This is a genomic window from Treponema bryantii, from assembly GCF_036492245.1.
Taxonomy (GTDB): Bacteria; Spirochaetota; Spirochaetia; order Treponematales; family Treponemataceae; genus Treponema_D; species Treponema_D bryantii_C.
In genome coordinates this window covers 3,371,157-3,386,724 of the sequence record NZ_AP025286.1, presented here as the reverse complement: position 1 = coordinate 3,386,724, position 15,568 = coordinate 3,371,157, and the positions used below count along the sequence as shown (strand labels likewise).

Below are 15,568 nucleotides of genomic sequence, written 5' to 3'. Positions count from 1 at the left end.
GTCTTCTCCACAAAAATAATTCATAAAATCATTATAATCCCACTTTTTACTTACTGGACAATAAAAGTACACGAAATGCTAAAATTCGTGCTTAAAATGCCAAAAAACTATTTATTAAAATTTTTTAAAAAGTAATTAACTATATTTATGTTTTTTGTTATTATTCACCGAACGTTGAAATAAACTAGGATTCCTTAGACATAGGCAGCGTGACGGCTTTGACCGGTTATTTATCACTATTATTAAGGCGGTAGTAGATGTTTAATCGTAAAGACTATGTCAGCGATAAGGACTGGCAGCGTTTTCTCGACTTTTCTAAAGATTTGGAAACTCCAAATGTCGTAATTAATCTCAATACAATCAAGCAGAACTACATTAGACTTAGAGATTCATTCCCTTATGCGCGTATTTATTACGCTATGAAATCAAATCCAGGCGAACCAGTTCTTGAAATGCTCGCTGAAATGGGCTCAAATTTTGATATTGCCTCACGCTACGAACTGGACATGATTTCTAAATTTAATGTCTCTCCAGACAGACTTTCTTACGGAAACACTATTAAAAAGGCAAAGGACATTAAATATTTCTATGATAAGGGCGTGCGCATGTTCGCAACCGACAGTAAGGATGACTTGAAGGCTATTGCCGAGAATGCTCCTGGTTCACGCATTTATGTACGTATTCTTGTAGAAAATTCAGTTAGTGCAGACTGGCCTCTTTCCCGCAAATTCGGCTGCCATCCTGATATGGCTTATGATTTGCTTGTTCTTGCACGTGATCTTGGACTTACTCCTTATGGAATCAGCTTCCATGTAGGTAGCCAGCAGCGCGATATTGGTCAGTGGAACGACGCTATTGCAAAGGTAAAGTACCTCTTTACATCTCTTGAAGAGGAAGAAGGTATCCGCCTTTCTATGATCAATATGGGTGGTGGTTTCCCGGCAAGCTATATCGAGCCTACAAACACACTGGCTGAGTATGCTTCAGAAATTACCCGTTATATCCAGGAAGACTTTGGTGATGATATTCCAGAAATCATTCTTGAACCAGGCCGTTCCCTCGTTGGAGACAGCGGAATACTTACAAGCGAAGTAATTCTTACATCACGCAAAAACAACACAGCACTTGCCCGTTGGGTTTATGTTGATGCCGGAAAGTTCAACGGTCTTATCGAAACTCTCGATGAGTCTATTAAATACCCTGTTGTAACAAGTCGCGACGCTCCAGGCGAAAAAGAAGGCGTAGTAATCATCGCCGGCCCAACCTGCGACAGTATGGACATCATGTACGAAGATGCAAAATATAAGCTTCCGATTTCCCTGAAACCAGGAGACAAACTCTACTGGCTTTCAACAGGTGCTTATACTTCGACTTACGCATCGGTTGCGTTTAACGGATTCCCGCCGATTAAGACTTATTTTATGAAATAAACTGGTTCTAAACCTGATAAACCCCGCAGGAGTTTGTGCTTCTGCGGGGTTTTTTATATGACCCTGTTTTTTTTTGTGACATTTGTCACAAAGTGTGTATTTCAATCTTTTTTTGATTGACTTGGTTTTATTACACATGTATAAAAATAATAAAAGGAAGAATTATGAAGAAAAAAAGTATTTTAATTATTTTAGTAGTATTATTTTTAAATGTATTTAATTTATCTTCAGAAGAGTATGACTGCGTTATAACAACCAATCGTTACAAAATAGAGATACCAAAAGGAAAGTGGTCTCAATCTAATGGAACCATATATATTCAAAAAGGGGTAATAATAAAACTTATAGTAACATACGTTGAGAGTAAGACGTGGAATCCACCTGTTAGTATTGGCGAGGTGCCAGAAGGGGTATTTATAACAACACCAACCGCAACAGCATATAGTTATGTGCAAATTCAAGATACAATGTATAAATCTAGAGGCACATATTTTTATACATGTAATTCCAATATTATAATAATTAAAAGTGGTTTTAACGAAATACCAAACGATGAACCATCTTATTTTTATATTATAGTAGATGCTACTGCGCCATATATTTTGTCTAATGAAGAAAAAGAAGAATTAAGTTATTATCAAAATCTTGGCTTTGGGGGGATGGAGAGTTTATGGATTCCAATATTTTATCTAAATATTTCAAATACTCTAAGAAAACGAGAAATAGATGTAACAGCAGAAGATACTCAGTCAGGAATAAAACGGCTTGAAGTACAAGATTCTTTTCGTAAGGTATATGCAGCGAATAATAATGGAGAAAGAATAATATTAGACGACCTTGAAGATGGCATATACAAATTAGTAGCTACAGATAATGTAGGAAATGTACGAGAGAGGGAAATAACCATTGACTTAACTGGTCCAACTATAGATGCATATTATGATGAAAATAAAACTGAACATCATTCTCCAGAAAAATGGACAAACAAAGATCTGTATATAAAATATGAAGATGGAGCTGGAGTTTCGGAAACCGGTGGAGAGCTATATAATGAAACAGGTATTCATACACTATGGGCAGTTGACGGGCTTGGTAACAGAAGCGAGGCAACAATCAAAATAGATAAAACTTTACCTGCATTTGAAACCAGCATTGAATATAAATCAGAATTTGCTGAAGAGCAAAATAATTACAAAAGTAAGTTTTTATTAAATATACATGATATCAGGGATGCAGACAGTGGAATTGCAGGAGTAACAGTAACTCCTATAGTAAATGATGTACCAGGAGATTCAGTATCAATTGATATTGAAGATAAACAAGGACAAAACAGAATAGAATATGTAACTTATACATATGATAAGAGTGAAGATTTAAACAGAAATATAGATAATTACATAAAATTCGAATTAATGGTAACCGATATAGCCGGAAATCACAAAACAGTGACTCTTGGTGGAGATCAGGGTTATTTTGTACCGGCATCAATCTTTACGGATTATGAAGAACCAGAAGAAGAAAAGAACAGGGTAAAAGTAAACTTCTACACGGGAATTACTAGTAAAAAATCAGACTGTACAACTGCAAATTACACAAATATAAGACTTAAGAGACGTTTCTCTTTGACTAATTCAAAAGACTCATCAAAGTATGATCCAATTACAGAGGCCAGTTTCGGTAATACAAAAGCTGATAAGTTTAATACAAGCGCTAAAGGTATCTGGGAAAGACTCACGACACAAACCGACAATCTGAAAGATAAAATCATATCAGATGATTCTGGAACTTATTGTATAGATACAGCAGTAGAGAATACAGGCTTTACGCATAAAAACATTTCATATGACTGTATTTATGAATATACAGATCCTGTAAACCCGGCAGAAACAATAACAGAGACAATATGTAATGACACAATAATAAAACTGACAAACAATAAAAGCCGGTACAGTATCAGGGTAAAAGGCGAGGAAGATACTTATCTTGTAATTAATGATCAGGGAGAAATAATAGAAGGTAGCACGGAAAGTTTCAAAATGCCGGATACTGCAGTAGTAGGACTTGCGATAAAGGTAGAAGATCCAGACATTGAAGAATATCAGGTACTGGTTCAGGGATATGTAGAACTGACAAGCGAAAACGGAAAGTTTAAGCTTCAGGAAACGGATACAAATCCAGTAGGAGTGGAGGGCGGAACTGCAGGCTGCGGGGAATTTGTTCTTGGAAATAACAATAAGAATGTATTTATATCCCGTGATAAAGAAATGGACGGTGATTGGGTAAAGATAGGAAAATATGCGCTTCAGTATAATGTTACGACAGTACTGGCAGTAGAACTTACGGAAGGATATTCGGGAAACCAGGAACAGTGGACAGATAAAACTGTAAGACTTTATGCACAGTCTCCAAGTGTACTTGGAGGAAAAGCAAGACTCATTGTAGGAGATGCTGGAAGTTACAATGCAGACGGAATAACAGCACGTCCAAATCAGCCGATTAAGATGGAAATTGTACCTGCAGAAGGTGGTCAGGCGTTTACAGAGCTTTTCTGGGACTTTGGAAACGGAAAGACAAGTAAAGAAAATGATTATAAGAAAAACAATAATGCAAGTTTTGAAAACATTTATTACGAGCAGTCACCAGAACGAACAGGAGCATTATCAGAGTACACATTGAAAATAAAAGCTGGTACAGATGAAGCAGAGTTTAAGGTAAACATCATAGACACCCAGTTCGGAACCCTTTATGGAGACGAAGTATGGCGAGGTGAACATATAATCAAAAAGGAAATAATTGTGCCTCAAAACATGAAGCTTCAGATAGGAGATACTGCGCATAGTGAATATGACAGCGATATAACATGTCTTTGTGTTGGAAGTATTAACCTGGAAGACAAAGGTGGTATTACAGTAGAGCAAGGCGGAGAATTGATCCTTGATGAAGGAGAAGCAAAAACTATCAGATTTGTACAGGCAGGCTTTAAGGATGACAAGTATGTTGAAGCCGCAGAAGAAGAAAAGCAAAACAAGTGGAGGGGAATTGTAGTAAAAGGAAATCTGAGTGGAGACAGTCTTAATTTATTTGATGCAGACTGCGGCCTTACAGTATTCCCTGGAGTAAGCATGAAGCTTACTGATTCAATAAAGATGGAAAACTGTGGTAATGGAATCCTTATGAATGGAGAAAGCCTTAAGGCAAAGGAAATAAAACTTAATAAGTGTTCTGGATACGGACTGAAACTTAATTCAACACTTGAATGTGAAAAGTTATTTGTAAGTAATAGTGGACGAGGCGTTGTATTAACTGAAAATGGAAGTCTTATTGCAGATAATCTTGAGATAAAAGATAGTATTACAGGTATTCATCTTCTTGGCGGAAATCTTGAAATTGGAAGCGGAAGAATAAGCGGCTGTAGCGAATACGGAATAAAAACCGATAAAGATGGAAACTACAATTATGAATCAGTCATAGTTGAAGATAATGAGCGAAATATCTATATAAACGGATTAATCAGATAATTAAAAAAGGTGGAAAATATGAAAAGAAGTCTGGCATTTATAACAGGAATATTGTTTACAGGTTTAGTTTTTGCATATGACTACAAATCTGGTACAAATGGAAGAATAGATAAGGCTCCATGGCAGATAGCTGATAATGACAGTGAAACATACTGGGCATTAAAGGAAGGGGAGACAGACGGTTGGATAGAGATTGAATCAGAAACAGCAGAAAAGAAAGATGTTGTTTATATAGAGTGTGAGATTCCGGAAAATTCTAAAATCCAGCTTTATGAAGAAAATGGAAACGGACAGACTGCATTAAGCGGCTGTTTTAAATACGGTCCATTTGACGGTATTGTCGAAATGACATTACCGCAAATGAGAAGGGAATCAAATATCCTTGGAATTAGATTAAGTGGTGAAAATGCCAGTGAAATTAAAATCAAGGAAGTAAAATTTGATTTACGAAATGAAGAAGAAAGTGGAAAAATACTTCCTGCAAGTTATGAGTTTAACCTGAAAGAGCAGATTAATATAAAACCAGAGCGCCTTTGGGATTCTAAGGTATCAGGTCCATGGTATGAACCGTTATGGTATCTTCCTTATGAAATTCAGAGCGAGAAAAAAGTAAATCGTACAGATGAAATATTCGGCAATATAATTGGTGAGCCTCGTGAAAAAGCACAGATAATCTGGAATCTTGATGGTATTTATGAAATATCATCTATAAGAACTTATATCCAGAGAGCCTTCAGATCTATCAAAGTAGAGTATGAAGAAAATAACCGCTGGAAGACTCTTGTACAGATTGGTCCTTATAATCAAAAAGATGAAAGCTGGGTACAGGAAGATGTTTCTAGAGTAACAGCAAAACGTCTTAGAATTACATTCCCAGGTGGATGGGAGCAGGCTCGCTTTATCAGTGAACTTGAAATAAAAGGTACAAGACTTGCGGGTGCAGAAGAAGGTAAGAAAGGCTGGAAAGAGATTTACGGAATAAATGACGAAAGTGCATCTTATTTTATAGAACAGACAGATTATAAAGACCTGGAACTTGAGGTAAGCGTTTGTAAAACAGAAAAAGTTCCTGCATTATTTATAAATGATAGAAAAATCGAAGCAGATAAAGCTTCACTTTTAAATGAAAACACAATTCTGCATTATTTTATTAAAAAAGAATGCTTAAGAGCTGGTGAGCAGTTTATAAAAATTGAAAACAATAATGTTGAAAGCTGCTTAATTCGTGAAAACATAAATAGCGAAGTTAAAGAAGAAAAAATATGTGACATTGAATTATACAGACCGACTTTAAAAGATGGTGAATGGAACGGCTGTATTATAGGATGGAGTGGAAACTCTCTGGATAACGTTAAAATCAACGGATATGGATTACAGAGAAGCGACAGATTATTCTATCTACCTTTGTCTCAAATGGATTTTTACCGTATTAAGGGAAAACTTGAAGTAACAGCAGAAAATCAGGGAAAGAAATATAAGGAAATCTTTTTTATCAAAGGTGGACAGAAACAGAAAGGCGGAACATTAAACTGCAGTGAATCTGTTGAATACGTTACAGCAAATACATTTGTAATCAGTGGAAGAGCAGAAAGAAATCATTACAGAGCATTTATAAACGGCAAAGAAGTTGCAGTTGATAGAAATGGAAGATTTACAACTGAAACTGCATTAACAGGCGGTTATCAGAGAATAGAAATAGAACTTAAAGATAATACAGAAACTGTAGCATTCTGGACAAAAGAAATTTATAAGCTGACTGATACAATAAAACTTTATGTATCAGGAGCTGATAAAGGAATCATTACTCAGGAAGATGAGTATGAAATTAGGGGAAGAGTCTGGAATGCAGTTGAGCCGGAATTAAAGATAAATGGTGAAACTGTTGTAATTACAGATGGCGAGTTCAGCTATAAATGTGTTCTTGAAGAAGGCGAAAATGCATATAAAGTTATCGTAAAAGATAGTCTTGGAAGAACCGCAGAAAAAGAAGTAGTTGTTGAAAAAGATACAACTGCACCTGAGTTTGAAATAAAGCTTCCAGAAAATGGTGTCTATTGGCCGGAGTCAGTAATAAAAATAGAAACTGAAAGTGATGAAAAGGACTTATGGTACGAAGTAGATGAATATGCAACAGAATACTGTGCAGAAAATATTTATTCAAAAGATTATGAACTGGAAGATGATTTTTACAGTTGGACGATTTATGCATACGATAGAGCTGGTAATAAGAGTGAAGGAAAGACTGTAGAGTTCTGTATTGATACTACTATTCCAGAAGAATTTGTGATAAATGCGGATATAGAAAGTGATATTGAAAACTGGAGAAATACAAATAATGTAACTGTAAGCTTTGAAACAACAGATGCTACAAGCGGAGTAGACAGATATGAATATATTCTGGATAACGGAGAATGGGCATTATGTGAATCACCTTTGAATCTTGGAGAACTTGCAGATGGAATTCATAATGTATTTGTACGTGCAATAGATAAGGCTGGAAACATAAGACTTGAAACTCTTGGTATATATGTAGATGTAACACGTCCTGAGGATTTTACATTTACTGCAGACATCAATAAAGAAGAATGGACAAGTCAGAATTCTATAAGTCTTTATTTTGAAACAACAGATGCTGCAAGTGGAATCAAAAAATATACCCTCAGTATAGATGGGGAACAGGAAATTGACTTTATTAGTGGTGATAATACACCAGTAATGAGTGATGGAAAACATATCCTTACAGTAAGTGCATATGACTGGGCAGGAAACGTTACAAGAACAAGTTCAGGATACTTTATAGACGTAACTCCGCCAGAAGCTTTTGAAGCAGAATTTGACATAGAGTTCTGGAGCAGCAACAGTAGACCAACTGCAGAGTTTGCAACAGAAGACGAAACATCTGGTGTTAACAGATTTGAATTAAAACTTGATGATAATAACTGGAAGGTTATAGAAAGCCCGTATCAGTTTGATGTTCTTGCAGATGGAATTCATAATGCACTTATAAGGGCAATCGATGAAGCGGGAAACATAACAGAAACCGAAGTATACAGCCTTCATATTGATACAACTCCTCCGCTTGCAGTAGACAACTGCCGCCTTATTCCTGGAAACGGAAACATGGAAGGAAAATGGTCTACAAAAGATGATGATATTATTGCATATCATATAAAGTGGCAGGAAGGAGATATACAGAATACCATTGTAATTGAAGGAAAGAATCTTTGGGAAAATGGTGTATCTAAGGAAATAGTTTTACCTGCATGCAGTTACAAGAAGAATCTTGATAATGGTATTAAAGTCAGAATGTCTGTTATGGCAGAAGACAAGGCTCATAACTATAGCCCGGAAAAAGAAGCAATACTTGCTATGACGGGTGTTTCAATCGTTCCTCTTAAAGAAGATGAACCGACAGCGGTTGAATATGAGCATATAACCATGGCACTTCCTGCAATGGGAAAAGACAACAATATAAAAGGTGTAATGATAAAGGAGATTGATGCTCCTATTTTACATGAAAACAGTACAAACCCTATTCTTTCTCCAATTTATTCATTCACAACACTTGTAGATAACGGAAGTGGAAATCTTGTAGAGCAGGAGCATACTCATTTCGATGAAGAAGTTTTATTCTTCATGACATATGATGAAGAAATTGTACCTAACGGATTCCCTGAGAGTGACCTTGAAGTTTACTATTATGATGATTTATGGGGTAGATGGTTCAGGGTCGAAAAGTCTGCAATAGACATAGATCAGAACATTATTATTGTTGCGACAAATCATTTTACTAATTATGCGATTCAGCCAACCCTTATGAATGATTTGACACCAGAAGAGCTTAAAAAAGCAGGTCATGCATACGGAAATACAGAGAGTCAGGCAGGTGATGTAGTTATATCTCCAGAAAGCGGTACAATGATGACTGAAGCTACAGAGTTTGTCATTCATGGAAAGAATGGTTTTGAGTTCCCTGTAAAGAGAATTTATGATACTCAAACAGCACGAATTGACGGTCCGAGTATGAGAACCCAGCTTACTTTGGCGTTTAATTTTAATGCAGCTATAGGTGCAAATATTTTACGCCAGTTAGCAGGATATGGAAAAAGCCTTGCAGAAAATACTGTAAAACAATGCTTTCAAAATTATTTTATGAGAAATGGAGATTATAACCTTGCCATGGGAGCGGGCTGGCGTCTTAATCTGCCATACATAATGTGTGATAACAATAATATAATGGTACGACTTCCTAATGGTTCGTATTATTCTACAAATCAGATGGAAACTGTTTCATCAGATGATCTATTTGGACTATACCATAATGTTATCATGGAAAATCATAATGGGGATGATTTTACACTAGAATTAAAAGTACGTCGTAGCTTAAATCCAGACTTGGAAACAAGTCTGGCAGCAGGTGATTCATTAGGTATAGAAAAGGGCTTATTTGAAGTATTTTCAGCAGCTTCAAGCACTACAAGTGTTTCAGGAGCTATAAGAACTGCAATATCAATGTCTGGATGGGTTATTGAGGAATCAAAATTAACAATGAAAGATGGTATGCAGTATTTATTTACACCTTTAGGAGGAATAAAGGAAATTAGAGACCCTTCAGGGGAAAATGTAATTAATTTTAAATATAGTGAAACTAATAGAAGACTGTTAAAATCAATTTTAGATCCATACGGTAATGAAATTAAGATTAATTATAATGAAGGAGAATTCCTAAGACCGTATATTACATCAATTGAAAAAAAGGATACATATGGAAATACAGAAAAATGGACATATGAATATACATCTCCTAAACTCGACAGTCTTATGGGAATATTACCACAACTTCAGAAAGTTACAGATGCACAAGGCAGATCTTCAGAATATAAATCAGATTACTCTGAGTCAAATATAATAATATCTGGAGGAGGTAGCCTTAAGGTAAATATTTTCCTTACTTTGCTGGATATTTTCCCTCCATTATCTGCTTTGAAAGAAGTATTTGGAGCATATTCAGTAACGCTTACTGCAAGGTTTGGTATAGAATGGCCGCAGTTTATAAGTGAAATAACTACTCCAGAAAAGGGTAAAACTCAAATAGAGTATTATCTTGCTGATTTAAGTCAGTTTGAGACTAAACCTGCGGATTATTTCCTAGGTTTTATTCCTACAGCAATAAAATTCAGTTATGACTTTTATCAGAAGCTTTTAACTCAGTCAGTTACTATTATTAATGGAGATTTAAAGAAAAAAACTAAATATGAGTACAATATTACAGGTTATGGTTCTCAGTATCTAGTAACAAAATGTATAATTGATGATGGAAATACAAAAACAACAAATGATTATAGTACAAATAGTAAAGAATATTATAAATATACCTTTGTTGAAGATAACGTTATAGATGTAATAAGTGCTCCTTTATTAATGACTGAAGAAAGCAATTATGAAAAAGCATATTATACACGTCTTGCATTAACAACAATCAAAAAGATAAATGGTGATATTTATGAGACTAAATCATATTCCTGGGATAACAAAAAATCACACTTATTAAGTGAGACATCAGACAGAGATGCTGTAATTTCTGAAGTAACCTATGAATATGATAACTGGGGAAACATAAAAAAACAGGTTGAAAAACTTAGTCGAAAAGATAATTCAGTAACAACTAGAGTAAAGACTACTATCAACCAATATTATGGAACCGATAGTGCGAAAATAACAGGCTTCCCATATGAAGGTGTGCCAGGTTCTCAAGATTCTGCAGTCAGAGGAATGAAAAATCTTCTTGTTGCACAGAGTATCGATGATGGATACCTTACAGTTTACAACGCAAATGCCTATGATCAGTATGGAAGAAATATCTGGAGTGGTATTTATAACAAGGATCACTGGGCAGCATCAACAACTGAATATGCAGACGGTGAAATAAGTAAAACAGTTAATCCTCTTGGTCAGGTAGTAAATTATTCATATAGCTACTATAACGGACAGATTAACACTAAGGCAGTTTATGAAGGAAAGGATATTACATTAGAGTCTGCAAAGAGTATTTATACTTCAAGCAAACTGTGGGAAAAAGATGGAAACGGAAATCTCATAAAGTATTCATACGACAAGCTAAACCGTATTACTAAAACAGAATATCCTGCCGGAAAAACTGATTTCATTATATATGATGATAAGGCAAGAACCATTACGGTAAAACATGAAGATGGTAAGATTTATGCAAAATATTTCTATGATTACCTGCATAACCTTATTAAACAGGAGCTTTATGATTATTCTTCAGGTAAAGAAGAAGTTTCTGAAGCACTTCTGGAATATGACAACAATAATAATGTCATAAAAATGACAGATGCAAACGGAAATGTAACAGGCTATGAATATGATAAATTGAACCGTCTTGTAAAGCAGACTAATCCGGATGGAACAACAAAAACAACTGTATATTATGACAATTTTTCTGAACGAACTATTTATGATGAAAATCATAATGGAAACGGAAGTGCTACTTTAGAACAACTTTCATATGATGGACTTGTAGAAACTCAGATAAAAAAGATGAATACAAGCGAAAATCAGACTGTAAGCTATGTATACGATGCAAATGGCCGTGTTGTTAAAACAACAGATCAGCTTGGTCAGGATACAAAAACAAGTTACTCAGTATTCGGCGAAGTTGAAAAGGTAGAAAAACCTTCCGTAGAAGTTTATGAAAATAAAATAAAAAAGACTGTAATTCCTGTAGACATTGTTGAATATAACGATATGGGACTTGCATCTGTAAAGAAAAACGGCTATGAAAATAATTTCCGTGTTGAAGAAACAGTATACGATTCAATGGGACGCGCAGAGTCTGTTAAAAAGTATGCAGTTATAAACGGAACTCCATCTTCAGATGTACGTACTGTTAAATATACTTATGATGCAAATGGAAATATTCGTACAGAAATTGATGAAGAAGAAAATGTAAAAGAATATACTTATACTCCACGTAACCAGAAGAAAACAGAAACAGATGCATTAGACGGTGTAATCACTTATGTTTATGATAGAAATGATAAGGTTATAAAGCAGACTGATGCAATGGGATTTGTTGCTGAATATAAATATGATGATCTTCAGCGTCTTGTTGAAGCAGTACTACCTGAAGTTGCTGCAGGCCATGAAAAACGTGAATATGTAATCACTTATGATAAAGCAGGCAATGCACTGAGCATGAGTGAACCAGTTGGTAAACTAACAGAGTGGACCTATGATAGTCGCAACAGAAAACTAACAGAGAAAATTAGTGGAGACAACTGTCAGAGTATTGAAAGAAGCTGGGAATATGACAATGTCGGAAACATTAAGACTCTTACTGAATCAGGCTGTATAACTTCATATACTTATGACTGTCTTAACAATCTTTTGGAAACAGATTTCCCTGACGGACAGAAAAAAATAAATGATTATGACAAACTGAACCGTGTTGTAAAAACTGCAAATGCAAGTGGAGCTTATAAGACTTTTGAGTATAATTCACTTAATCTGGTAACATGTCAAAAAGATGAAGATGATAAATATATAGACTTTAAATATGATGTATGGGGTAATCAGACTTATCGTAATGAGAATAACAACGAAGGAAGCGGATCCCAGATCTGGGAAATAACATATAACGATTTTGGACAGCCTGTTCTTGAAGAAAAGAACGACGGAACAAAGTGGAGTTATGCTTATGATAAGCGTGGGCTCCTTGTCAAAAAGACAGATCCTAAAGGAATCATACTTAATAATGAATATGATGCCTGCGGAAGACTCTTGAAAGAAGTTCGTACATTAAATGGAAAGACTGAATCAAAGAGCTACACATATGACAAAAACTGCTTTATGTATCTGGCATCTGATAACTCGGTAGTTTCAAAGATAAACTTTATAAGTGGAAACTATAAAGCTAATGCTTATGACCTTGTTACTTCTCTTGAAACATCTGTAGCTGGAAAGAGGTTTAATACATCATATCAATATGATGATGCATTAAATCTTATAGAGCTTTCATATCCGGATAGTTCTAAAGCTGATTACTCATATAATGCATTAGGACAGCTTACTGCAATAAATAATGGCAGTGGTACAACTTATGCAGATAATGGAACATATGATTCACTTGGACGTTTACTTTCTATTACAGCAGGAAACAAAAAGGTTACATCCAGAACATGGGATTATACAGCAGGTACATTAAGTGGCTATAGTTGGGATCTTGAAAAGTATAAGGCAAGAGAACTTGGATGGGATAAGCTTGGAAATATTACTTCGATTTCAAAGGGAACTGCTGATAATCCTGATATAAAAAATACTTACGAATATGATAAAATGGGACGTCTCATATCCGAACATAATGGTGCAGAGGTTGAAGTTTCAACAAAAGAAAGTCAGAAAACAAACTTCCTGTACGTACAGAATGACGTAAGCGGAAAGAAAAAAGGTATATACAACAGTGAATCTGTCAAACTAGACTACTATGCAGGTTCTGTAATCGTAGATCTCGAAAAAGCCCAGACTCTTTGTTCGCTTAAAGTATTTGCAAGAAATAATCGCATCAAACCTGAACACCTTGAAGTATGGCTCAGTAGTGATGAAAAAGGCGAAAACTGGATTCATGATGATGAGGTAACTTGGGAAAACAGCCGTGAAGGCTGGAATTTAATATTCAAAGAAGAAACAAAAGCCCGTTATGTAAAACTTCATTCCCTTTGGGATGAACGTGATGAGGATTATGCACCTGTAGATCACGCAACATACAGCGGAAATATCTGGAACCTGTTTGAAGTAAGTTACATTGCAAACGGAAAAGTAAATGCATTCTCATATGATGCACGTGGAAACCGACTGACTGAGACTGAAACATACGCAAATCCAAATGGTCGTGTAAAATTTTATGAATACTATGCAAACAGCGACCTCATAAAGAAAGCTGGAAACTGGTACTTCAACTACGACAAGAACGGAAATCTTACAGCCCGTGGAACTGAAGCACAGGATTCTGGAAATGAACTTTTCTCTGCATGGACATTCTCTGAAACAGATGGTGAGCTCTGGACATACGAGTACGATTTACAGAACCGTATGACAAAAGCAAGTTATTCTGGAAAAGGAAGTTCTAACTTAAAGGAACGCGGAAGTTATGTTTACGATTACCGAGGTCTTCTTGTTAAAAAGACATATCAGAACTATAACCCGAGCGATCTCGTAGAAGTAGAAAATGAAGAGATAGCAAAGACTGTTACTGAGTTCTATGAGTACACAGCTGACGGCCGCGTTATTTACAACGAGTGTTCAGAAGAAAATGATACAAAGCAGACAACCTACATCTGGGCAAACACAACTTTATGGTGCGAAGTCAACGCAGGTGTGGTATACTATCATCATACTGATCACCTGGGAACAACCGAAGTTGTTACAGACGAGAACGGAACTGTAGTCTGGGAAGCAGGCTACGAAGCTTTCGGAAGTGTTCTGAATGAAAAGGGTGATTCTAAGTTCACACCAAGCTACACAGGTAAATTCTTTGATAATGCAAGTGGATTGTATTACTTTAATGCCCGCTGGTATGATTCTGAACTGGGAAAATTTACAACTTCCGATCCAATTCGTGATGGCTTAAATTGGTGGAATTACTGTAATGGGAATCCCATTTCATTTTTAGATTTCACTGGAGAGATCTGCTATTCGTATTATGATGCAGAGGTCGGAAAGTATGGTATAATTACATATGATAAAACACGTACAAAATTATTAAATTTGGCAAACAATATATTAGACTTTTATCCAATAGGAATTGGTGAGTTTGGAAAATCTTTATCAAATTTTATGACTCCATTTGATAAACTTAAGGTTATAGATTCAAGTTTATCGGCAGGACATGTAATGTCTAAAGAAGTTAATTCAATTTTAAATAAAATTGGTACAGCTAATGATATAGTAGAAATTTCAAAAAGATTTACAAATGGTATGTCAAAAGGATCTAAAATTGGAAAGAAGATTAATTCTGCTGCAAAGATATTAGGAAAAGTATCAGATGCTATTGATATAACTAAAACTGGATTATCTTTAGTAGATTCAAACTCCTACATAATAGATAACCTTGTTTTATCTGTATATGAAAATAATTTAATGGGAGATTCACGTAGCGCAGTTGAAAAAAACTATTATATTGCAAGAGAGTCAATTAATAATATGATTGAAAATGGTAATATTTCCCTTAATAAAGGGGATAATGGAATCATTTATTATCAAATTAATGATCAAGAACAAGTAAATGCAACAATTGAGTTATTTAATAAGGATGAAGAATAATATGTTGGAATTAAAAATTTTAATTGGGTATTTTGTTTGTTTAGCATTATCGTATATGCAATTAAGAATACAAAAAATACCTTCAAAGGAGGCAAAATTATTCACTATTATTATAGTATCTATTATTTTTGCTTCAATATATATTTATGCCAAGTTTTTTTATAAAAGAATTATTTGAGTAAATATACAAAAGATAAATTTATGTTCTTAAGAAAATGTTGAAAAATAATAAAACAAAATCTCAAAAAGTTCTTGGGTCAGGAATAATTGATACTTCTT

3 protein-coding genes are annotated in these 15,568 nt (G+C 35.0%); all 3 read left to right on the top strand.

Translation table 11 applies throughout. The features are described 5' to 3' along the window. The first annotated feature begins 257 nt into the window (after window positions 1-257). On the top strand, window positions 258-1,430 hold the full coding sequence (locus AABJ44_RS14685) for a type III PLP-dependent enzyme (protein ID WP_074644178.1): 1,173 nt from the start codon (window positions 258-260) through the stop codon (window positions 1,428-1,430). A gap of 164 nt (window positions 1,431-1,594) precedes the next feature. Next, entirely contained in the window at window positions 1,595-4,948 is a 3,354-nt protein-coding gene (locus AABJ44_RS14680) for a hypothetical protein (protein WP_338369767.1), read from the top strand. An 18-nt stretch (window positions 4,949-4,966) separates the two neighbouring features. Further along, window positions 4,967-15,289 carry an OmpL47-type beta-barrel domain-containing protein gene (locus AABJ44_RS14675; protein WP_338369765.1) on the top strand — a complete coding sequence of 3,441 codons (10,323 nt, stop codon included), beginning with the start codon at window positions 4,967-4,969 and terminating at the stop codon, window positions 15,287-15,289. Window positions 15,290-15,568: the final 279 nt, after the last annotated feature.

What these genes read in the sequence shown, in the direction of transcription:
- AABJ44_RS14680 (WP_338369767.1), top strand. Translation starts at nt 1,595, where the DNA reads ATGAAGAAAAAAAGTATTTTAATTATTTTAGTAGTATTATTTTTAAAT.
- AABJ44_RS14675 (WP_338369765.1), top strand. Translation starts at nt 4,967, where the DNA reads ATGAAAAGAAGTCTGGCATTTATAACAGGAATATTGTTTACAGGTTTA.
- AABJ44_RS14685 (WP_074644178.1), top strand. Translation starts at nt 258, where the DNA reads ATGTTTAATCGTAAAGACTATGTCAGCGATAAGGACTGGCAGCGTTTT.